Source organism: Roseovarius sp. D22-M7, assembly GCF_037083785.1.
In the GTDB taxonomy this organism is placed as follows: Bacteria; Pseudomonadota; Alphaproteobacteria; order Rhodobacterales; family Rhodobacteraceae; genus Roseovarius.
In genome coordinates, this window is record NZ_JBAPKY010000047.1 from 1 (window position 1) to 20,794 (window position 20,794).

Sequence of the window (20,794 nt, forward strand, 5' to 3'; positions counted from 1 at the left end):
TAGGCCGCCTTGGTATTCGACCAGTCCTGAAACGCCGTGGGCAGCGATTTCCCCGGCCGCTCTCCAAGAGCCTCAAGCATCGTCCCAAGGCGCCGGTTCAACCGGTCGTCCCCCAGATCACACCCGGCGGTTTCTTTTTCCACCCAACTCTGCCCGATGCCTGCACCTCGATCCGTTCGGTGCACCATGACGAATCACGATCGTATCGAAGCCAGCAATGCCAAGTCTGGTAGGTGATTCAAGTTGCCACACGACTTGTGGGTAACTGCAAGCCGTTGTAGGCCGCGGTCATGCGACTTGGCTGTGCTCCGCGGCTTTCCAGTTCCAAGGGAGCAGCTTCGGCACATGAGAAGCGGTTGTGTCAGGCAGTCGGTCGAGGACGTCCGGCAGCCATGCCTGCGGGTCGGTGTCGTTCATCTTCGCGGTGACGATCAGGGNCGCCCGGATCATGGCCGGCCTGGCCGCCGAACACCGCGAAGAGAAGACCGTCATGATCGACGCGACCTATCTCGAGGCCCACCGCACCGCGACCAGCATGGGCGTGAAAAAGGGGGGCGTGGGCGCCTGATCGGGCGCACCAAAGGCGGCATGAACACGGCGTTGTTGCACAACTTTGACTGTTGACGATTCACATCGTGAATCCATGCGGTTACACGGGCTGTATGAGCAAGCCATCCCCCGCCCGCTACCGNAGGCCGCGGTCATGCGACTTGGCTGTGCTCCGCGGCTTTCCAGTTCCAAGGGAGCAGCTTCGGCACATGAGAAGCGGTTGTGTCAGGCAGTCGGTCGAGGACGTCCGGCAGCCATGCCTGCGGGTCGGTGTCGTTCATCTTCGCGGTGACGATCAGGGAATACATGAAGGCAGCGCGCTCACTACCGCGCTCGGAGCCGGCGAAGAGCCATGACTTCCGGCCGAGAGCCACGCCGCGCAGCGCTCGCTCGGCCGCATTGTTCGTCAGGCAGATCCGGCCATCTTCGAGGAAGCGGGTGAAGGCCTCCCAGCGGTCCTTTTTGAACATGTAGGTGATCGCCTGGGCCACCGGATTGTGCTTCGACATGGTGCCCGGTTCGGCGTGCATCCAGTCGTGAAGGTCATCGACCAGAGGGCGTGAGCGAATTTGTCGGACTTCAAGCCGCGATCCGGCATCGAGGCCGTTGATCTGTCGTTCGATGTCGAAGAGGGCGTCGATCCTCGCCACCGCCTTCAACGCGACGGGCGAGATGTCGTGGACCGGCTTTCTCTTGCGGGCCTTATCCTTGATGTCGGCAAGCTCGAAGAACTTCCGACGGGCGTGGCTCCAGCAGAGTGCGCTGCTCACCGGGCCGGGGTCCCGGTCGCATCGATAGAGATCGTTGTATCCGCCATAGGCATCAGCTTGCAGGATGCCCTGCCATCCCGCGAGATGCCGGTTGGGGTGGGCCATCTCCCTGTCCCCGGAGAAGTAGAACAGCGCCGCCGGCGGCGCACCGACCGCAAACGGACGGTCGTCGCGGACATAGGTCCAGAGCCGTGCTGTGCGCGTCCCGCCCTTCGCCAGAATCGGCATCGTCGTATCATCGCCGTGCAGCCGGGAGACCCCCGGGACATGGTCGCGGATCAGCAGGTGGAGCGGCTCGAGCGCGGCGACACAGGCGCCGACCTGGTCAGCCAGGGTCGACAGGCTGAGATCGACCCCTTCCCGGGCATAGCGTTCGGCCTGCCGGTTCAGGGGCTGATGCTGGCCGAACTTCTCGAACAGGATCGTCGCCAAGAGGTTCGGCCCGGCCCAGCTGCGCGATGTCGGATGAAACGGCGCCGGCGCCTGGCTGATCGTCTCGCAAGAGCGGCAAGTGAACTTCTCGCGGACGGTCTGAATGACCTTCCAGCGTCACGGAATGACTTCCAGCGTCTCGCTCGCCATTGTCCGCGAACCATTGGCGCACAATGGCTCGCCGTCCTCGCCCATCTTCACGATGCGGTCGGAGCCACAGCATGAACAGGCCGATGGTGCCTCGACCACGACCCGTTCCCGCGGCAGATGCTCCGGGAAGGGTTTGCGGGCCGGACGCCGGCGCTGGAAGCCCACAACGGAGGTGGTCCTTGCCACCATCTCGGCCGCGAGCTCGTCCTCGGTGGCCGCAGCCTCCAGCTCCTCGAGCTGCAACTCCATCCGGTCGATCAGATGCGCGCGGCGCGCAGAGCTCCGGCCGTACTGTTCCCGCCGCAGCTTGGCGATCTCCGGCTTGAGATGCTTGATCATCGCCCCGGAGGTCGAGACCACCGCCCGGGCCTGCGCCAGTTCGCTCTCGGCGGCTTCGGCACGGGCCTCCAAGGCCGCGAGCGCGGCACGTAAACTGGCGATCTCGAAGGATGTGTCCTTCATGGTGAAAGACTGCGACAGGGGCCTCGAAACGCCCATGAAAACAAGTCTCGCGGGCCAGATTTATCCCGTTTTTGCAGGGTGTTGTGTCCAGCGCGGGTGGCGCCGGTCGATCCCCACGAGAAGACACCCGAACTGGGCTGCCGAGACCTGCACGGCCTCCCCGCTGCGGCTGACGGGCCAGATGAACTTCCCCGCCTCGAGCCGCTTGGTGTAGAGCGACATGCCGACCCCGTCGTGCCAGAGCAGCTTGACCAGGTCGCCCTTGCACCCACGGAAACAGAAGATCTCGCCGGCATGGGGATCACGCCCCAGCCCCTCCTGAACCTGCAGTGCCAGGGTGTTCATCGCGCGGCACATGTCGGTGACCCCGCCCGCGATCCAGACGCGCACCCCCGCCGGGAAGACGATCAGTGTCCGTCGACCACCGGTAGCAACCGCGCCAGCACCGTGGGATCGATATGGACTGGCACCGCCATGCGGCGTCCGTTCCCCAGCGCGATCTCCACCTTGTCCTCAGCAGCCGACAGCGTCGGGGCTTCAGGAGCAGCCTCTTGCGTATCAGCCGTGAGCGCCAGCGACGTGAACGGCGGCGGCGGGCAACCCCCGAGGTCGCCATTCCGATATTGCCGCCGCCATGTGGTCATTAGCGAGCGTGAGATGCCATGCCGCCTCGCGGTCGCACTTGCCTCGGGGCCCAGGAAAACTCTCCTCGACGATCCGCAGCTTCTCCGCCTCGCTCCAGCGACGGCGCCGCACACCATCGGCGGCAGAAAGAACTTCGATCTCGGGTCTGAACATTAGCTCGGCCATAAGCTCGGACCTATCACCGCCGCCCCAGCGGCGTCAGACGACCCTCGCCGTAGCGTTACGGATCACCAAATTTCAAGCGTTTCTCACCAGATGGGAGTTAGACTTGATCCGCATGACGTTGACAGTCAGGCTATGGGCAATCATTGCCTCGCACTGTCCTGGCCGGGAATGTGACCACGGCCGCACCGGGCCTGATACCCGGCTGGTGGTGGACGCGGTGCTCTGGGTGGTTCGGACGGGCTGCACACGGGGCTGGCTGACGCGCTCGGCAACCTGACCGACTCTCGCTTGCTGCCCGGGCAGGCCCGCGACCTGCTTGGCACTGCCGCGTTGATAACGGGCCCGAACTGCGGCCAGTTGCCTGCAGACCGGGCTTTCGATGCGAACTGGCTGCGCGGCGCGCTGATCGAGGCGGTCATCCCGCCCAAATCCAACCGCCGCTTCCCGGCGGGCTTCGACAGCGACACCTGCAAGTGGCGGCACCTGGTCAAGACCTTCCTCGGAATTTTTGAGGCATACCGGGAAATCGGCAAGCAGTGCTCAAAGGCAGACTATCGCTACAGCGCTTTCAGCGCTATCGCCGAAGGCGTCATTCCACCTGATTTGATAACTAGAGATGATCTTATAGTCAAATCATCGACGCTGTTCGTTCCCAGCATTTTTCGGTTCATTCCACGTCAACGCGAGGGCTTCCGCGTTCCAATGCCGCGGGAGGGCAGACCAGCAACAATCTCGCCAGTATCCACATCGTGCGTGACAACAGACCCTCCTGCTATCACAGCGCCTTATCTGATGTGCACCCCGGCAAGAATGCTCGCCCCAGCGCCTATCCAGACGTCTTTTCCAATCACGATGTCGGCGGCATCCCTGCGCTGCGCTTAAATCGGCGCGCCGTCGTTGAAACGGTAATTTGCAGCCGTCACCAACACGTTCGGCCCGAGGATCGTATCTTCTCCAACGATGATGCGTGCGTGTTCCGGACCGGCCCACAGGCGCGTATTCTCTCCGACGAGGACGCGCTCCCCCAGCCTTACCCGATGACCATATGCAAAGGTTGCAGTCGGACTGAACCGAGTTCCCGCGCCGATCGTCATGGCGCGGCGTGGCTGCACGTTGGCGTAGTTGTAATAGTTGACCAATTTCAACAAATGGTCCCATGCGCGTGGATCAACTATGGACGTGACAAGGCGCCAGAGACTTTCCATCCGCGTCAGCCTCTTTCCCGAACGCTCAACCCGAAACCCGGTCCCGGGGAGATCCGGGGACGCGCCGTGCTTGAGATCGCGGCTCATGACCAGCCGTTTCGGTCCGGGTGCCAGCCGGAAGCCGCGCGGTCGCGCGCCAGCGGCGCGAGCAGCCGCGCCGCCGCAAAAGCAACAGCGCCAGGAGCGATAGAAGGTGTCAGCATTCTCCGCAAAAGCGCGTTGCGTTGCCCCGCAACCTTGGGAGCCTCCAGCCCTAGCCCGCGCAGCTCTGCCTCACCCTGCAACCAGCGCGCGCGCATCCTGACCCAGCCAGTGAAATCTGCAGGCGGGCGCGTGCTGGCGGTCACCTGTGGCACCATCACGCGGCGATGCGGCGCAATGCTGGCTGCCATGAAGATATCATCGCCCAGTATGTCCGGCCAGCGTTCCCAAGAGGTGCGCCCGGCTTCTGACACGCCGACGACTCCGCCGAACCCCTGTCGCGCATACGGTAACGCGTCCCATGTTCGCGCCATTGCAGCAGAAAGAGCCGACACACAATTTGCGGCATGGATTCGCCGTGCCGCTACGAGATCTGCCCGACCATCGACCAATGGGCGGAGCAACGCAGGAAGGGCACCGGGCGAGAGGATGATATCGGCATCGAGGTAAAATCGCGGAAACAACCCATCCATGGTATCATCTCCGGCTTGCAGGGCTCCGGTTTTTCCCGGCCGTGAAAGCTCGATGATTTCCGCGTCCCGTCCGGCAAGGGTACGGATCACTTGCACGCTCTCATCGATACAGCCGTTGCACACCCAGACCGGGCGTGCCGGCAGACCTTTCATTTCAGAAAGAAGGGCAGGGAGAGTTTCGCTCAACGCGGCAGCTTCGTTGCGGACAGGGATCACGAGGCCGAAAGGGGGCGTGCTCATACTATTCCTTAGGATTCGTGAACAGGAAGGCTGCAGCGGTGGTCCAGACCATCAGAGAAGCCAGCAAGGGCAGAACAACGATTTCTGGTGACAAGCCCGGACCGAGCAGCAGCATCACTGCCCCGAGGCCGAGAAACACGCCCTTGGTCGAAACCATCCAGCGTGACCCGAGTAATGCGGCAGGGCGGTGTGCCGGCAATCAGGTTTCCCATTTGCCATGCGCGTCATCCGGATTGATCTCTTGCAGAAATGCCTTGATCTGAGCCGTGCGAATCCCGTGATGACACCACTGCAGCGCCGCGGCAAGCATCACGCATTGAAACACGAGGCACAGTGCGGCAGACGCCTCGGGCTGGAACGCCGCGCCGGCGCCTAACACGGCGAAGATCACCAAAAGCCCCTGCAACAGCAGGTTCTGCAGCATGATGCGCAGCTTGAGTTCCTGTCGCAACGACCGGATTTCGACATCAGGATCGCTCTTCTCTACCATGCCATCCGCTTCCAGATCTTCCAGCGACGTGTCACCCGGTCGGCCCAGATGGCCGGGCGTCTGCGATAGCGGTCTCCATACCATGGCATCAAACGCAACCCGTCCATTCCGCGGTCCCGATAGAAGTTCGGCACTGGGTGAAAGTTTCGCATTTTCAAGTGGAAGACCTCGCAAGCGGCCGCGGCCTGGGGTGGGACGATCCATCGCCAGTCCGCCGCGACGCGCCGTCCGCGCGCTTGCTCGCGCTGGTGAAAGGTCATGAACTGTTCAGACGCCCTGTGATGATCGACGATCGTCGCTTTTGCCTTCTGAAAGGAATGCAGGACCGCGCGGTTTAGTTCGGTCAAGGACTCATCGCGCCAGAAAGGTGTCGTGGTGTCGATCGCGAGCGCCCGGGCAATCTGTGGCAACAGGTTGTAGCGTTGCACATCCGCGAAGTTTCGAGAGGCAATCTCGGTGCACATGTAGAAGCCGTTGAAAGGTGCGCACGGATAGTCGATTCCGCCGATCGTCAAGATCATGTCGCTGACCAAGGGGACTGCGTACCAGCGAAGGCCGAGCGTGGAGAGCCCTGACCTGACGGGATGCTCGATGTCGATTTCGCGGATGTGATCACGGGGCGGCTCTATCATGACCCGCCGGTCGTTCGAATCTCGAACGAAGTAGGGCAGCAGATCAAATGCTCCCCGTTCGTCATCCGGTTGCCACCCCATGGATCGCGCCAGTCGGGTCGCCTCGGCGTTTTGTCGATCGCCTATGATCGTGCCGTCGGAAAGATGGTGACAGGCGTATCGCACGATTTGCGAGCTCTCGATCCAACCGGGCAGATCAGTTCCTTTGACAGGTGCAAAGACCGAGATGAGGGATCGGATGCCTCCGCCAGAATCAGCCTCTCGCAGGTGGTCCGACATGCGCGCCGCAATGACGTCCGGGCCTGCAATCTCGCGACAATCGGCGACCTCGAGGCTTTCCCACGGAAGCCTGCCGATGCATCGACCGGTATTGCGCCATGCGAGGCGCGCACCGAAGGCAAGCTCTTCCGGATTGTGGTCGTAATGCCCCCGCTTCCTCAAGTCGCGCCGCACCTCGGCCCAACGTCGTTGGCGCAAGGCACGGCCATGGCCAGCGGCATCATGGTAGGCATCGAGGAATGCGCGCGCTTCCTCGGATCTCTCAAGCGCCGAAAGACGTCTGATGCGGCGCGCCAGGGCGCTGCCGGTCGTGGCATCCGCGCGCCCGAACATGGCTTTGATCTTGCGTTTCACATCAAACCATCGAACTGACGTGCCGCATCCGAGAGGGGTTGCCGGTTTATCTGATGGACCACCGCAAGCGCCCGGGCTTTCGCGCGGCGGTAGGAGCGATCAGGCGGCGAGCGGTATCGGTATTCAGAGCGCGCGCGCGCGTTTCGATCCTCTCGAATTTCCAAGGGCAGCCGGTCGTCACCGGCTTTGTTCTGCATGGCCTTCCAGATCGGCGTGCCGGTGTGCAGGGTGAAATCGTTGAAATGCACGCGCCCGAGAAACTCGGCATGGGCTTCGAGAAAGTCCGCGGTTGCCTCCATGTCGGCGGCGGTTTCCCCCGGAAACCCCTTGAACATGGTACAGCGGACCGACAAGCCGGCGGCGTGGGCGTCGCGGATGAAACGCGAATTGCCCTCTACAGCAGATCCCTTGCGCATGGCGTCGAGCAGGTGTTGGCTGCCGCTTTCAAGCCCGAAGGAAATGCGCCGCATGCCGCCTTCGGCCGCGGCCTCGAGGTCGGCGCGAGACAATCCGTTGTCCTTGCGTTGGTCGACATGAACGGTGCCGATCCATTCGGCGCCCCGCACATACCCGCCGATATTCCGTCCGATCCCGCGCAGCATCTCGGGCCATGAGTTGAGCTTGAGATCCAGAAACAGGAAGTTCGTGGTGTCATCCCGCCGGGCCTGTTCCTCGAGTTCCAGAAGCACGTTCTCGACACTGCGGGTGCGAAATGTACGCCCCGATGCAGAGATTACATCCGAGCAGAAGAGACACTTGTCCCACTGACAACCTCGCCCCGTCATGACCGGGATGATCCGTACGGGATAGCGATCCCATGGGAAATCGGTGAAGTCAGGCACGGGCGACCGATCAAGCTGCCGTAGCGGAGCCGCTGGTGCGGATGCTTTCCCGTCAGGCAGGGTTACCCCTTTGAATTGAATAAGATCATCGCCTTCGTGCAGCGCCTTCACGATGTCGGGAAGATCGCGATCAACCTCTGCGCCGACGATCGCGGACAGTCCCGGCAGATCTTTCCAGGCAGTGGCGACGTCAGAAAGATTGAACATCGGGCCGCCCAGTATGACCGGCACACCGCGCGCCGCTGCCATGCGCCCAATTTCGCCGACCGTCGTACGGTGCTGCAAATAGGCCGAAAGAAGCACCGCGTCGGGTTTGCGGTCGAGCGCGCGTCTCGCCTCGCGCAAAACGGTAGAATGCGGACGCTCGATACGACGTTCACGTAAACGACGGGCCAGATCCCGCATTGCGAGCGCGGGGGTCCAGTCAGTCAAGTGTATGCGGCGCAGAATATGATCTCCGATCCACTCGCGCCGTTCACGCATCGTCGCAGGCGCATCAAAGGCCAGCGGGCACAAGACCTCTACGCCATGTCCACGATCCCGCAAGGACGCGGTCAGAAGACCTATGGCAAGCGTCGGAAAGCTGGCGAAGTTGTTCAGATCGATGATCAGGATATTCAAACTGCTCGCGGCGTGGCACCCCACATTGCCTATTTCCTCGTGCGATCTGGATTCTGCGGTTCTCGCGGGTTTCAACTCTCGGCTCTGACGGTTCACAACTAAACACACTTTCAAATTAACCTCTATTAACCGAGAGCGAAGCATACTTAACGTTTCCCTGTAAACCCGTGTCCTTGGCAGGGTTCGAGGGTGAGGGTCTGCGGAGGTATCTCGGTGGTCGTGCGCAAGCGTGCGCCGAGTTGGTGATGGACCCCGACTACCAGAACGGCCTGTGTGGATGACCCGTTCATTGCAAGCGATTTTTGTGATTGCGACGGTCTGTCAGTACAGTCGTGTGTCCGGCCTGTTTGCGTGGCGGTTGCCACTGGCCCTGATGAGTTCCGCAAGCAAGGTTCCTATCGGCTCAACGACCTCTGAGGGCCGCGACATTCATCGGAGTGTCCTTGCTTTTGGTTGACTTCGTTTCGCATCATCACATCAAGCGTCTTGCATCTCTTGGCAGGTTGATCCGATCAGGCGACCGGCTGCCGGTATTCCTCTCGTTTTGTCAGTATCGCCCAGATGATCCGGGCGGATTTGTTTGCCATGGCAACGGAGGCGAGCCGGAATGGTTTCTCGGCCAGCATCTTGGCGGTCCAGGTGTCGGCTTTTTCCGGTTTGTTTTTCGCCATCAGCGCCCGCGATGTCATTCCGACGATCAATAGCTTTCTGATATACCGGTCACCCTTCTTGGTAATCCGCCCGAGACGTTCCTTTCCGCCACTCGACTTGTTCAGGGGTGTCAGCCCCAGCCACGCCGCCAGATCGCGTCCGGTCCTGAACTGTTTTGCATCTCCAATGGTTGCGATGATGGCAGAAGCCGTGATCGGGCCAATCCCGGGCATACGCATCAATCGTCGTGCATCGGCGTCCAGCCATGCGTGCTGTTCGATCAGCTTCGTCAGCCCGTCGATGCGAGCATTGAGGCCGTTCAATTGGTGACACATTACCCCGAGAATGCGCTCTGCAATCTCAGGTATTTCCAAGCGTTCTTCGGTGCCGTGCTCACGGGCAAACTTGGACACCGCTTCAATACCGGTGGGCAAGACATGCCCGAACTCCCGCAGAATACTGCGGATCATGTTCACGACCTGGGTGCGCTGGCGCACGACCAGATCCCGCGCGCGATGGATCGCGAGAACAGCCTGTTGGTCTTCGGACTTGATCTCGACAAACCGCATCGTTGGGCGACGCACCGCTTCGCAGATCGCTTCAGCATCGGCCGCATCTGTCTTGCCACGCTTCACATAGGGTTTGACGTAGGCTGCAGGCATCAAGCGCACGTCGTGGCCGAGCTTGCGCAGCTCGCGGCCCCAATGATGCGCCGAACCGCAGGCCTCCATTCCGACAATACAACGCGGCAGGGTCTCAAAAAACGCCAGCAGTTTTGCGCGTTTGATTTTTTTGTTGACGATCCGGCGTCCGGTGGCTGAAACGCAGTGCACCTGAAAAACATCCTTGGCCAAATCGAGGCCCACGGTCTTTACTGTCCTCGGGTGGCTCCTTTCCTTGCAGTCGATAACAACTGCACCTTGGCACGTTTGATGCCGGTGGAGCAGGAGCCATCCACCTCATCCGCTCATGGGATGTGCCGGCTGCTTCACCCCCCCACCGTTGGGTTATCCTTAACCGGGATCAACCGTGCAACAAGGAGAAGCAGCCATGTGTGCAAAGAAGACAGGAAGCATCGAAGACCTTGCCGTTGTCGGGATCGACATCGGGAAGGACACGTTTCACCTGGTCGGGTTCGACCGCTCCGGCCAACTGGTCATGCGCAAGCAGATCAAGCGCTTGGCCCTGAATGCCACTTTCGAGCAACTCCCACGCTGCATCGTGGGAATGGAGGCGTGCCTCAGCGCCCATTTTGTCAGCCGAACGCTGCGGGGCATGGGGTTCGAGCCGCGGATCATCCCGGCGATTTACGTGACGCCGTTCAATAAGGGGCAAAAGAACGACTACAACGACGCCGAGGCGATCGCAGAAGCTGCGTTGCGACCCCACCTTCGGACCGTTTCGGAGAAGGACCAGGATCAGCTCGACCTTCAGGCTTTGCACCGGGTCCGGGCACGGCTGGTGTCGCGGCGCACGGCGACCATAAACCAGATCCGGGCCTTCCTGATCGAGCAGGGTATCACCGTCAGGTCGGGGCTGCGGGCGCTGAAGAATTCCTTCGAGACGATCCTCGAACAGCGACGGGATGAGATATCGCCCCGGATGCGCGGTATCCTGATCGGGCTTTACGGCGACTGGCTCTGGCTGGACAAGCGGATCGAGGATGTCTCCGGCGAGATCGAAGAGATCGGTCGCACCGAAGAGACCTGCGCCAACATCATGACGATCCCCGGCATCGGGCCGATGATCTCGACGGCGATGGTCGCGGCGGTCGGCAAAGGCGAGGCATTCGACCGGGGACGCGATTTTGCAGCCTGGGTTGGCCTGGTGCCCCGTCAATTCAGCACCTTCGTGCAGGCGGCGAAAGTGATCATGATGCGCCCAGACCGATGGTCCGACTTCAGTTTCGGCGGCTAGCTGACCGAGGCGGTCGCCCGTATGCCGCGCAACAAGGCGGCTGTCGCACTCGCCAACAAGCTCGCCCGAACCGCCTGGAGCCATCTGCGGCACGGCACCCGGTTCGATGCGCCAAGAGACGCGGCCATGGAAGCGATCTGACGCCTTCCACGGCCACCAAGGAGTTCGCGAAAGAGAAGACAGCATGGAACGGAGAAAATACGCCCCCGGAGTCTGACGGCCCTTTGGGTCAAAATCGACCTTGCAGCTAATGAGACCACGGCGCGTGCGTAACCCCATCAAGGCCACGGCCCGCGAGCCGATCAACAGGCCGGATACATATGAGCGATTTCCGAAATCGTGCAAAATTCTCGATTGCGAACAGCAGCCGACACATACAAATGGGCCGGTCACGTCGAACCCTCCGGTGCTGCAACCGCGAAAATCTCGATGGGTAGTTTGATCTCAAAGCCCTCATTCGAGCTTTCAGTCGGACCCCTCCGTTACCTGCTGCGTGAGACCAAGCACACCTATCACGGCCGATCCATCCACTAGGCCGTGCAGACACGCTCGGCCTGCAGGGCGTATTCGGTGTAGCTGCGCCAGAAGCTGCGGTCGCGGACGCGGTCGGACTGGCGGATCTCCTGTGCGGAATGGGGATCCTTGTAGAAGCTCACGGCGCGGCGCTGCTCGGACCCGCTCAGTGTCCGGTCGGCCACCGCCTGGATGCAGCCGCACAGCGCGGCCGAGCGCGCCGCGCGATCCGATTGCAGGCAGGCCGTCGCGAGCGGCCCCGCGGCCACCGGCTGCACCGCCCGGACCTGGCCCGCACCGCGGTCGGACCCGCCGCCGCAGCCGGCAAGCCCCAGGATCACGCTGAGAAGAAAGATCTTTTTCATGGCCGCATCCCTGGTCGTTCGCCGTTACCCGTGGTCACATCCGTATCCAGCCCCCGCCGCATCGGCAACGGTTTTTCGACACGGCACATCGCCGCGCTTGGGCGCGCAACGCGGCACTGGACCTTTGCCGCCAAATCCCCCATATCTTGCGCAGACCAATCCGGAGGACGTGATGGGTATTCTCGACACATTGCTGCGCACCGTCACTTGGTGGAACGGGCAGACGTTGAACACGCAGTTCTACACCTGGCGCTACGGCGAGCGGGTCGGCGAGGACGCGCAGGGCAACGTCTTCTACCAGACAAGCGACGGCAAGCGCCGCTGGGTGATCTTTAACGGCGAGGCCGAGGCGAGCCGCGTCGACGCCAACTGGCACGGCTGGCTGCACCACACCTACAAGGAGCCGCCGACCGAGAAACCGCTGGCGCGCAAGCCGTGGGAAAAAGAGCATGTCGAGAACCTGACCGGCACCGCGCTGGCCTATGCGCCGGCCGGGTCGATCCGCCGCGACGAGCCGGTCGAGCGGCGCGATTACGAAGCCTGGACCCCGGAATAGGGGCGCCGCACATGACCGAAAGCAAGACCGAAATCCTCGTCGGCGGCGTCGTGCTGGCGGTTGCCCTCGGCTTCCTCGTCTATGCGGGGCAGGTCACCGGGCTGACCCGCGGCGGCGCCGAGTACACGCTCAACGCCAGCTTTCGCAGCATCGACGGTGTCAGCGTGGGCACCGATGTGCGCCTTGCCGGTGTCAAGATCGGCCGAGTGGCCGATATCACGCTCGACCGCGAGACGTTCCGCGCCCGCACCGTGTTCACCGTCGAGGAGGGAATCGAGGTGCCCGAGGACAGCGCCGTCTCGATCTCTTCCGAGGGTCTGCTGGGCGGAAATTACGTGGAAATCCAGCCGGGCGGCTCGCCCTTCAACCTTGCCGCGGGCGACGAGATCGAATTCACGCAAAGTTCCGTCAGCCTGATCGGGCTGTTGACGAAATTCGTGACAGGCGACGGGGGCGACGCGGAATGAGGGGTGCGCTGGCAGCCTGTCTCGTGGCCGCCCTGCCCGTTACCGGCCTCGCGCAAGAGCCCGTGACCCTTGCAGAAGGCGCGGTGCTGCGCGGACTCGACCGGGTCAACGGGCACACGCAGACGCTGGATCTGGGCAATGGCCAGAGCGCGGAATTCGGCCCGCTGCGCGTGCGGCTGGACGAGTGCCGCGTCCCGGTCGAGAACCCCGACGGCGACGCCTACGCGTTCCTGACGATCCGCGAGGAGAGCACCGACGCGCGGATTTTCTCGGGCTGGATGCTGGCCTCGTCGCCGGCACTCAACCCTTTGGAGCATCACCGCTTCGACGTCTGGGTCCTGCGCTGCAGGACCTGACGCGGGTCGGGATCGAACGGCACATCGGCGATATCCACCGCCAGCCCCAGTGCATGATGCAGGTACCGGCGGTAGCTATTGCGTGGGATCTCGCGCCCGCCCAGCCGCGCCAGGTGCGGGGTGATGAACTGCGTGTCGAACAGCGCGAAGCCGCAGCGTGACAGGTGATCTGTCAGATGCGCCAGCGCCAGCTTCGACGCGTCGGTGCGCCGCGAGAACATGCTTTCGCCGAAGAACGCCCCACCTATCGCCACACCGTAGACGCCGCCGGCAAGCTGGCCGTCCTGCCGGATTTCCAGCGAATGCGCGTTGCCCATCTCGTGCAGCGCCATGTAGGTCGCGTGGATGGGGGCGCTGATCCAGGTATCGGGTCGGTCTGCGCAGCCGTGCAGCACGCCCTCGAAATCGGCGTTGAGCGAAGCGGCATACGCCCCGCGCCGCATGCGCCGCGCGAGGCTGCGCGAGACGTGGAATTCGTCGAGCGGCAGGATGCCGCGATATTGCGGATCGACCCAGAACACGTCGGGGTCGTCGCGATGCTCGGCCATCGGAAAGATCCCCGCCGCGTAGGCCTGCAGCAACAGCGCGGGGGTCAGGTCCGGGGCCATGGTCAGGCTTGCAGGTTGGTTTCCAGCCAGTGTTCCAGCCAGTGGATGTTGTAATTGCCGGTGCGGATGTCCTCTTCCTGCAGGAGCGCATGGAAAAGCGGCACGGTGGTGTCGACGCCGTCGACGATCAGCTCGCCCAACGCCCGCCCGAGACGCGTCAGCGCGCCCTGCCGGTCGGCCCCGTGCACGATCAGCTTGGCGATCAGGCTGTCATAATAGGGCGGGATCTTGTAGCCGTCGTAAAGCGCCGAATCCATCCGCACGCCAAGACCGCCGGGCGCATGGAACTGTGTGATCGTGCCGGGTCGCGGCGCGAAATCGGGCAGCTTCTCGGCCGTGATGCGCACCTCGATGGCATGGCCATTGATACGCAGATCCTCCTGGGTGAACGACATCGGCAGCCCCTCGGCCACGCGGATCTGTTCCTGCACGAGATCGACGCCGAAGATCGCCTCGGTCACCGGGTGCTCGACCTGCAGCCGGGTGTTCATCTCGATGAAGAAGAACTCGCCGTTCTCGTAGAGAAACTCGATCGTGCCGGCACCGCGATAGTTGATGCTGGCACAGGCCTCGGCGCAGATCGCCCCGATGCGCGCGCGCTCCTCGGGGGTGATCGACGGGCCGGGGGCCTCTTCGAGCACCTTCTGGTGGCGGCGCTGCAGCGAACAGTCGCGCTCGCCCAGATGCACGGCGCGGCCCTTGCCGTCGCCGAAGACCTGCACCTCGATATGGCGCGGGGTGGTGAGGTATTTCTCGATATAGACGTCCTCGTTGCCGAACGCCGCCTTGGCCTCTGACCGCGCGGTCTGACAGGCGCGCTCCAACTCCTCGGGGCCGCGCGCCACCTTCATGCCGCGCCCGCCGCCGCCGGCGGTGGCCTTGACGATCACCGGATACCCCGTGTCCTCGCACAGCGCCCTGGCGGCGTCGAGATCGGCGATCCCGCCCTCGGATCCGGGCACGCAAGGCACGCCCAGCGCCTTCATCGTCTCCTTGGCAGTGATCTTGTCGCCCATGACGCGGATATGCTCGGCCGAGGGGCCGATGAAGGTAAGGTCGTGATCCTCGACGATCTGCACGAAATTGGCGTTCTCGGACAGGAAGCCATAGCCGGGATGAATGGCCTGCGCGCCGGTCACCTCGCAGGCGGCGATGATCGCCGGGATCGACAGGTAGCTGTCGGCCGAGGGCGGCGGCCCGATGCAGACCGACTCGTCGGCCATGCGCACATGCATCGCGTTGGCATCGGCGGTGGAATGCACGGCCACCGTCTGGATGCCCATCTCGCGGGCGGCGCGGATCACCCGCAGGGCGATCTCGCCCCGGTTGGCGATGAGGATCTTGTCGAACATGCGTCCGGCCCCTATTCGATGATCATCAGCGGGGCGCCGTATTCCACCGCCGCGCCGTCCTCGACGAGGATCCGCGTGACGATGCCGCCGCGCGGTGCGGGGATGTGGTTCATGGTCTTCATCGCCTCGATGATCAGCAGCGTGTCGCCCTCGGTCACATGCTGGCCGACGCTGACGAAGGACGGCGCGCCGGGCTCGGCCTGCATGTAGACGCTGCCGACCATCGGCGAGGTCACCGCGCCGGGATGGCTTGCGGGATCCTCGCCCAACGGCGCGGCGGCGGCCCCGGCTGTCTGCGCGGGCTCCGGCGCGGCGGGCGCGGGAGGCGGGCTGACCTGCGTGGTCACGGTCTCGCCCCGGCGGCTCACCCGCACGTTGAGCGTGTCGTCCTGGCCGTATTCGCGTTTGACCGACAATTCCGTCAGGTCGTTCTCGTTGAGCAATTCCGCAAGGGCCCTGATGAAGGCCACGTCCGATACATGGGATTCGTTCGACATTTGATTCCTCGGCCATCGCGACGCGGACACATGGTGACGTCGTCGCATTTTATTCACAGGATGTATAGGGCAAGGCGCGGTCTTAGAAAAGCCGCCATTATGTTGACATCTTGCCGCCCGCGGCCAATTTCGCGCCCTTGACGCCGCATTCAACGCTCCCCCGCGCTTGCCCTCGGCGCCATTCGGGATTAACTGCCAAGCACGCGGTCGCAGCCTACCCGCTCAAAACAAGGACCAACCATGAAGACGATCGTCATCTGCTCCGGCGGACTGGACTCCGTGTCTCTGGCCCACAAGGTCGCGCAGGAAGACACGCTGACCACGCTGCTCAGCTTTGATTACGGCCAGCGCCACGTGAAGGAGGTCGAGTATGCCGCGGCCTGCGCCGCGCGCCTGCGGGTGCCGCACAGGGTCGTGGACATCCGCCAGATCGGCGCGGCGTTGTCCGGATCGGCGCTGACCGACGACGTGGCGGTGCCCGAAGGGCATTACGCCGAGGACACGATGAAGATCACCATCGTGCCCAACCGCAACGCGATCATGCTGACGGTGGCCTTCGGCATGGCCGCCGCGCAACAGGCCGATGCGGTCGCCGCCGCAGTCCATGGCGGCGATCACTTCATCTATCCCGATTGCCGCCCCGCTTTCACTCGCGCCTTTCAGGTGATGCAGGACGCCGCGCTCGACGGGGTGGCGCAGGTGCGGCTGCACACGCCCTATATCGACGGGTCAAAGGCCGATATCGTCGCCGACGGCGCGCGCCACGGCGTGCCCTTCGCCGAGACATGGTCGTGCTACAAGGGCGGGCAGATCCATTGCGGGCGCTGCGGCACCTGTGTCGAGCGGCGCGAGGCGTTCTACCTCGCCGATGTCGCCGACCCGACCGAGTATGACGATCCCGACTACTGGCTGGCGGCGCTGGCCGAAAGGGGCGCCTGATGTACCGGATTACCAAGGAATTTCACTTCTCCGCCTCGCACCAGCTTCTAGACCTGCCGCCGACGCATCAATGCGCCCGCCTGCACGGACACAACTACATCGTGGTGATTGAACTGGCTTCCGAGGATCTGACCCGGCACGGTTTCGTACGCGACTACCACGACCTCGCGGAACTGAAGGCGTATATCGACGACACGCTCGACCACCGGCATCTCAACGACGTCCTCGGCGACGACTGCGTGACCGCGGAACGCATGGCCCGTCATTTCTTCGACTGGTGCCGCGCCCGCTGGCCCGAGGTGACAGCAGTTCGCGTCAGCGAAACCCCCAAGACATGGGCGGAATACCGGCCGTGACCGACCCCATCCGCATTTCGGAGATCTTCGGCCCGACGATCCAGGGCGAAGGCGCGCTGATCGGCCAGCCCACGGTCTTCGTGCGCACCGGCGGCTGCGATTACCGCTGTTCGTGGTGCGACAGCCTGCACGCTGTCGATGCCGCCTACCGCGCGACATGGGCGCCGATGACCGCCCATGACGTGATGGCCGAGGTGGCAAGGCTCTCGGGCGACCGGCCGCTGATGGTGACATTGTCGGGCGGCAACCCGGCGATCCAGCCGCTCGGGACGTTGATCGGGCTGGGCCACGCGCGCGGCTACCGCTTCGCACTGGAGACCCAAGGCAGCGTCGCCCGCGACTGGTTCGCGGATCTCGACATGCTGGTGCTCAGCCCCAAGCCCCCCTCGTCGGGCATTGTCGTGGACTGGGCCGCATTCGACGCCTGCCGAGACGCGGCGCGGGACGCGCCCACCGTGCTGAAGATCGTGATCTTCGACGAGGGCGATTACCAATGGGCGCGCGACGTGGCCGGGCGCCATCCCGACCTGCCGCTCTACCTGCAACCGGGCAACCACACGCCGCCCCCGCCCGACGATGACGGCGCGGTAGTGGACCAGGGTGGCATCGACGCGCGGATGCGCTGGCTGGTGGACCGGGTGACGGGCGATGGCTGGTTCGGCGCCACAGTACTGCCGCAACTGCATGTGAAGATCTGGGGCAACCAGCGCGGGGTATGAAGCAATTTCAGAAAAGTTGGCAGGAGACCGGGAATGACCGACGATATCTACAAGGATCTCAAGCAGCTGGGCGGCGCGGCGCAGATCCCGCAAAGCCCTGACGCGGCGGTGCTCGAACGCGTGCAGAACCCGCAGGCCGACGTAAGCTACAACGTGCGGTTCACCGCGCCGGAGTTCACCTCGCTATGCCCGATGACCGGCCAGCCCGATTTCGCGCATCTGGTGATCGACTACGTGCCGGGCCAGTGGCTGGTGGAATCGAAGTCGCTGAAGCTCTACCTCACCGGCTTTCGCAACCACGGCGCGTTCCATGAGGATTGCACGCTGACCATCGCGCGGCGGCTGGTCGATTTCCTCGCCCCACAGTGGCTACGCATCGGTGGTTACTGGTACCCGCGCGGCGGCATCCCCATCGACGTCTTCTGGCAGACAGGCACGTGCCCCGAGGGCGTCTGGATCCCCGATCAGGGCGTGCCTGCCTACCGCGGCCGCGGCTGATGTGACGCACCAGCATGAGATCCCTATAACGGCGGGGTAACGGATACTGGTATTGGGCGAAAACATCCTTGCCTGGAAAGATCAGATGACGGCTAGTCACGCGCATCCGCAGTCCCCGGCAGTGTTCTTTCGCAGAAGCGCTTGGCGTAGTGAGGATTTCATCGGCGAATTTGACCCATTTTTCGCGGTTGGGCTTACCGTTATGCGCCACGGCGAAAACCATATATCCGTCTCCAGTTTTTCGACTGATCGATGCACGCCGCGCTGGATCTGTTTGCGTGCGAATTCTGCGAACCAGCGTGCGACCCGGTTCAGCCAACTTGCGGAGGTTGGCTTGACGTGGATGTGCCAGTGAGGTTGGCCCGCCAGCCATGCCCTCACGCGCGGCGTCTCGTTCGTCGCGTGGTTGTCCATCACCAGATGCACCTCCGGTCCCTCCCCCTGCATACGTCGGTCGATCTGCTTGAAAAAGTCGAGGAACCCGGTCGCCCGGTGCCGCTTGCAGCATTTTCCAATCACCGCGCCGGTGGCGATGTCGAGCGCGGCAAACAACGATGTCGGGGCGACGCAGGCATAGGTTTGCATGCGGTGTTCGGGTATGCCGGGTGCCACGGGCAGGACAGGCTCCGTGCGATCAAGCACCTCGATCCGGAACTTCTCGTCAACGCAACGCACGATGGCCAGGTCGGGAGATGACATGTAAAGCCTTACGACATCCTGCATCTCGTCGACCAGAAGCGGATCGTCGGACAGCTTGAACGCACTCCGGATGCGGCGGATCGCGGTATGCGACAAACTGGTCTCCGCAGCCAGCGAGCGGATCGACGAGTCGGTCGCATCCTTCGGCGCGGTCTCCAGCGTGCGCTTGATGACGTCCGGCAACCTGTTCGTCGGAACGCTGCGTGGACGCCCTGCACGGGTTTCATCCGACAGCGCCTCGATACGATGTTCGGCAAAACGCTTTCGCCATTTGCCAACGGTGTGCCGAGAGCGGCCAAGCTCGGCGGAAACCGCCTTGTTGGACAGGCCCTCTGGGCATCTCGGAACGGTCCGGCACCTGTCCGGAAGGGACCGCGCGGCCTTGTGCCTGCGCAATCATGCTTCCAGAAAAGCGCGCGCATCGTCCCTAAGTTTAATCGAACCGCCGTTCGCTCCCTCGCCGGTGCCTCCCAAAGTTACAGCGTATTCATGATGATAACAACGGTGCCGGGTGAGCAGAGCGGGTTGCTCCCATTCCGATGCAGAATTCCCATCAGGCTTGATCCGTGCTCCCCGTGTGCACGGCGTATACGGGTGCTGATACCTACGGCCCCTGTCGGTGACCCTCGCGGGCTTCGCTTCGGTTCACTGCTGTCAGCCCCTTTCATCGAAGCATGGAGGGTTCGATGGCGGTTGCGGTTACACGAACGGATTTGTCGGCGCGCGCTTCGGGTTGCGGCGGCGACGGCGAAGGATGCCAAGGCGGCGCGGCGGATGTTGGCGATCGGGCTGGTTCTCGAGGGTGCCGACCGCAAGACGGCGGCCGAGACCTGCGAGATGGACCGGCGGACGCTAGGGGGGTGAGGAGGATCGGAGAACCGTCCGGTGGAGGGTTTTCCCGACGAACGGGCACCGCGACAAAGCCGACGGGCTGGCGGGGCTGTCCGACCGCCGCTCGACCGGGCCCGCGCCGCGGCCGAGCGCTGAGCAGAAGGCCGACCCGGCACGGATGGTGCGCGAGGGGCCCGACCCCGCCGTGGACGGGGGTGGTGCGCTGGCGCCGCGTCGACCTTCAGCGCAGGATCGCGGTGCGCCTCTCGCGCCGCCATGCACGAGCGCAGGGTGGGCAAGCCGTTGGCCGCGGCTCGGATTTCGCCGGCTCTCGGTGCGCCGGCAGCACCCGACATCCGACCCCGGGCCCAACAGGCGTTCACAAAAACGTCGCCGCGACCGTAACCGACCCCCTGCCGGAGCACGCCCGGGACAAACCCCTGGAGATGTCGTTTCGCTGCGCGGCCCTGCGGATCGGGATGAGGCACGGGTCGGCCAGCAGGGCAAACTCACTCGCATCCGGGCGCCGCGCGACACCCGCGACACCTGGGCCTACATTGGCCTGTATCTTCGGCGCCGTCTGCGCCCCGACCGCGGAGCCACCGCCGCGCTGCTCATGCCCAACCCCCACCTCGCCGAGATCTCCCGCACCGTCGCCGACGCCGAGGCCGCACATGCCGTTCTGGTGCTCGACGATGCCGGATGGCATGGCGCCAAGGCTCTGAAGGTGCCCGACACCATCACCCTGCTGCCGCTCCCGCCCTATGCCCCGGAGATCAACCCTCTCGAGCACGTCCGGGCCCGCCTGCGCGCCAACCGCCTCGCCATCTCCGTGTTCGAACCCCGCGAGGAGATCGTGGCACGATGCCGTGACGCTTGGAACTTCTTCGCCACCGACATCGCCACCGTGCGCGCGGTCACCACCCGAGAATACGCCAAGGCGATCGAAAGCTAAGGCCG

The 20,794-nt window shown here is 63.6% G+C and carries 23 protein-coding genes and 5 pseudogenes; 11 read left to right on the top strand and 17 right to left on the bottom strand.

Features of this window, described 5'->3' with window-relative positions; translation table 11 throughout:
* The coding region (locus V8324_RS16735) for an IS4/Tn5 family transposase DNA-binding protein (protein WP_336421067.1) at positions 1 to 188 on the bottom strand (188 nt) is incomplete at its 3' end.
* Between the two features lie 100 nt (positions 189 to 288).
* A pseudogene (locus tag V8324_RS16740) lies at positions 289 to 435 on the bottom strand (transposase domain-containing protein); the annotation flags it as partial.
* 4 nt (positions 436 to 439) lie between these two features.
* On the opposite strand from V8324_RS16740, the pseudogene V8324_RS16745 reads away from it, so the two are divergent.
* Positions 440 to 603: pseudogene (locus tag V8324_RS16745) on the top strand (IS5/IS1182 family transposase); the annotation flags it as partial.
* A gap of 98 nt (positions 604 to 701) precedes the next feature.
* On the opposite strand, the pseudogene tnpC reads toward V8324_RS16745, so the two are convergent.
* The 3 genes and pseudogenes from tnpC to V8324_RS16760 all read right to left on the bottom strand — a co-directional run bounded on the left by tnpC (position 702) and on the right by V8324_RS16760 (position 3,007).
* Positions 702 to 2,363: pseudogene (gene tnpC / locus V8324_RS16750) on the bottom strand (IS66 family transposase).
* A gap of 60 nt (positions 2,364 to 2,423) precedes the next feature.
* Positions 2,424 to 2,753, bottom strand: a complete 330-nt coding sequence (tnpB, locus tag V8324_RS16755; RefSeq protein ID WP_336421068.1) for an IS66 family insertion sequence element accessory protein TnpB — start codon at positions 2,751 to 2,753, stop codon at positions 2,424 to 2,426.
* Between the two features lie 17 nt (positions 2,754 to 2,770).
* Positions 2,771 to 3,007: an IS66 family insertion sequence element accessory protein TnpB gene (locus V8324_RS16760; RefSeq protein WP_336421069.1), complete on the bottom strand. Its 237-nt coding sequence runs from the start codon at positions 3,005 to 3,007 to the stop codon at positions 2,771 to 2,773.
* A gap of 454 nt (positions 3,008 to 3,461) precedes the next feature.
* Here V8324_RS16760 and V8324_RS16765 point away from each other — a divergent pair, with 454 nt between their 5' ends.
* The gene (locus V8324_RS16765) at positions 3,462 to 4,055 is read left to right on the top strand and encodes a hypothetical protein (protein WP_336421070.1); all 594 of its coding nucleotides are present in this window, start codon (positions 3,462 to 3,464) and stop codon (positions 4,053 to 4,055) included.
* On the opposite strand, the gene V8324_RS16770 is transcribed toward V8324_RS16765, so the two are convergent.
* The 7 genes from V8324_RS16770 to V8324_RS16800 all read right to left on the bottom strand — a co-directional run bounded on the left by V8324_RS16770 (position 4,052) and on the right by V8324_RS16800 (position 10,069).
* Positions 4,052 to 4,378 carry an acyltransferase gene (locus tag V8324_RS16770; protein WP_336421071.1) on the bottom strand — a complete coding sequence of 109 codons (327 nt, stop codon included), beginning with the start codon at positions 4,376 to 4,378 and terminating at the stop codon, positions 4,052 to 4,054. The genes V8324_RS16765 and V8324_RS16770 overlap by 4 nt on opposite strands.
* A gap of 83 nt (positions 4,379 to 4,461) precedes the next feature.
* Entirely contained in the window at positions 4,462 to 5,292 is an 831-nt protein-coding gene (locus V8324_RS16775) for a glycosyltransferase (RefSeq protein WP_336421072.1), read from the bottom strand.
* 1 nt (position 5,293) lies between these two features.
* Positions 5,294 to 5,449 (bottom strand): hypothetical protein, encoded by a 156-nt coding sequence (locus V8324_RS16780; protein ID WP_336421073.1) that lies wholly within the window; start codon positions 5,447 to 5,449, stop codon positions 5,294 to 5,296.
* A 42-nt stretch (positions 5,450 to 5,491) separates the two neighbouring features.
* A complete protein-coding gene (locus tag V8324_RS16785; RefSeq protein WP_336421074.1) occupies positions 5,492 to 5,716 on the bottom strand; it encodes a hypothetical protein in 225 nt (74 codons plus the stop codon).
* A 59-nt stretch (positions 5,717 to 5,775) separates the two neighbouring features.
* Positions 5,776 to 7,047, bottom strand: a complete 1,272-nt coding sequence (locus tag V8324_RS16790; protein ID WP_336421075.1) for a nitric oxide synthase oxygenase — start codon at positions 7,045 to 7,047, stop codon at positions 5,776 to 5,778.
* Entirely contained in the window at positions 7,044 to 8,510 is a 1,467-nt protein-coding gene (locus V8324_RS16795) for a B12-binding domain-containing radical SAM protein (protein ID WP_336421076.1), read from the bottom strand. The genes V8324_RS16790 and V8324_RS16795 overlap by 4 nt, the downstream gene beginning before the upstream one ends.
* A gap of 512 nt (positions 8,511 to 9,022) precedes the next feature.
* Positions 9,023 to 10,069 carry an IS110 family transposase gene (locus V8324_RS16800; protein ID WP_442970560.1) on the bottom strand — a complete coding sequence of 349 codons (1,047 nt, stop codon included), beginning with the start codon at positions 10,067 to 10,069 and terminating at the stop codon, positions 9,023 to 9,025.
* A 142-nt stretch (positions 10,070 to 10,211) separates the two neighbouring features.
* Between V8324_RS16800 and V8324_RS16805 the strand changes: the two are divergent.
* A pseudogene (locus V8324_RS16805) lies at positions 10,212 to 11,219 on the top strand (IS110 family transposase).
* A gap of 389 nt (positions 11,220 to 11,608) precedes the next feature.
* Here the strand turns inward: V8324_RS16805 and V8324_RS16810 are convergent.
* A complete protein-coding gene (locus V8324_RS16810; protein WP_336421078.1) occupies positions 11,609 to 11,956 on the bottom strand; it encodes a hypothetical protein in 348 nt (115 codons plus the stop codon).
* Positions 11,957 to 12,128: 172 nt separating this feature from the next.
* On the opposite strand from V8324_RS16810, the gene V8324_RS16815 reads away from it, so the two are divergent.
* From V8324_RS16815 to V8324_RS16825, 3 genes are read left to right on the top strand one after another with little or no spacing between them, the layout of a single operon-like run.
* Positions 12,129 to 12,512, top strand: coding sequence for an NADH:ubiquinone oxidoreductase subunit NDUFA12 (locus V8324_RS16815; RefSeq protein WP_336421079.1), 384 nt, complete (start codon positions 12,129 to 12,131; stop codon positions 12,510 to 12,512).
* Between the two features lie 11 nt (positions 12,513 to 12,523).
* Positions 12,524 to 12,979 carry an outer membrane lipid asymmetry maintenance protein MlaD gene (mlaD, locus tag V8324_RS16820; protein ID WP_336421080.1) on the top strand — a complete coding sequence of 152 codons (456 nt, stop codon included), beginning with the start codon at positions 12,524 to 12,526 and terminating at the stop codon, positions 12,977 to 12,979.
* Positions 12,976 to 13,335 (top strand): DUF2155 domain-containing protein, encoded by a 360-nt coding sequence (locus tag V8324_RS16825; RefSeq protein ID WP_336421081.1) that lies wholly within the window; start codon positions 12,976 to 12,978, stop codon positions 13,333 to 13,335. The genes mlaD and V8324_RS16825 overlap by 4 nt, the downstream gene beginning before the upstream one ends.
* Here V8324_RS16825 and aat read toward each other — a convergent pair.
* Genes aat through V8324_RS16840 form a run of 3 tightly spaced genes read right to left on the bottom strand, consistent with a single transcriptional unit; the run spans position 13,296 to position 15,792 of the window.
* Positions 13,296 to 13,943, bottom strand: a complete 648-nt coding sequence (aat, locus tag V8324_RS16830) for a leucyl/phenylalanyl-tRNA--protein transferase (protein ID WP_336421082.1) — start codon at positions 13,941 to 13,943, stop codon at positions 13,296 to 13,298. The genes V8324_RS16825 and aat overlap by 40 nt on opposite strands.
* 2 nt (positions 13,944 to 13,945) lie before the next feature.
* Positions 13,946 to 15,295, bottom strand: coding sequence for an acetyl-CoA carboxylase biotin carboxylase subunit (accC, locus tag V8324_RS16835; RefSeq protein WP_336421083.1), 1,350 nt, complete (start codon positions 15,293 to 15,295; stop codon positions 13,946 to 13,948).
* Between the two features lie 11 nt (positions 15,296 to 15,306).
* On the bottom strand, positions 15,307 to 15,792 hold the full coding sequence (locus tag V8324_RS16840; RefSeq protein WP_336421084.1) for an acetyl-CoA carboxylase biotin carboxyl carrier protein: 486 nt from the start codon (positions 15,790 to 15,792) through the stop codon (positions 15,307 to 15,309).
* 240 nt (positions 15,793 to 16,032) lie between these two features.
* Here V8324_RS16840 and queC point away from each other — a divergent pair, with 240 nt between their 5' ends.
* The 4 genes from queC to queF are packed head-to-tail and all read left to right on the top strand — an operon-like array spanning position 16,033 to position 18,304.
* Positions 16,033 to 16,731, top strand: coding sequence for a 7-cyano-7-deazaguanine synthase QueC (gene queC / locus V8324_RS16845; protein ID WP_336421085.1), 699 nt, complete (start codon positions 16,033 to 16,035; stop codon positions 16,729 to 16,731).
* A complete protein-coding gene (gene queD / locus V8324_RS16850; protein ID WP_336421086.1) occupies positions 16,731 to 17,087 on the top strand; it encodes a 6-carboxytetrahydropterin synthase QueD in 357 nt (118 codons plus the stop codon). Before queC ends, queD begins: the two co-directional genes overlap by 1 nt.
* The gene (queE, locus tag V8324_RS16855; protein WP_336421087.1) at positions 17,066 to 17,806 is read left to right on the top strand and encodes a 7-carboxy-7-deazaguanine synthase QueE; all 741 of its coding nucleotides are present in this window, start codon (positions 17,066 to 17,068) and stop codon (positions 17,804 to 17,806) included. The genes queD and queE overlap by 22 nt, the downstream gene beginning before the upstream one ends.
* A 33-nt stretch (positions 17,807 to 17,839) precedes the next feature.
* Complete coding sequence (gene queF, locus V8324_RS16860) at positions 17,840 to 18,304, top strand: preQ(1) synthase (RefSeq protein ID WP_336421088.1); 465 nt, start codon at positions 17,840 to 17,842, stop codon at positions 18,302 to 18,304.
* A 96-nt stretch (positions 18,305 to 18,400) separates the two neighbouring features.
* On the opposite strand, the gene V8324_RS16865 is transcribed toward queF, so the two are convergent.
* Positions 18,401 to 19,399, bottom strand: a complete 999-nt coding sequence (locus V8324_RS16865) for an IS630 family transposase (RefSeq protein ID WP_442970559.1) — start codon at positions 19,397 to 19,399, stop codon at positions 18,401 to 18,403.
* Positions 19,400 to 19,696: 297 nt separating this feature from the next.
* Here V8324_RS16865 and V8324_RS16870 point away from each other — a divergent pair.
* Positions 19,697 to 20,789, top strand: a pseudogene (locus tag V8324_RS16870) (transposase).
* Positions 20,790 to 20,794: the final 5 nt, after the last annotated feature.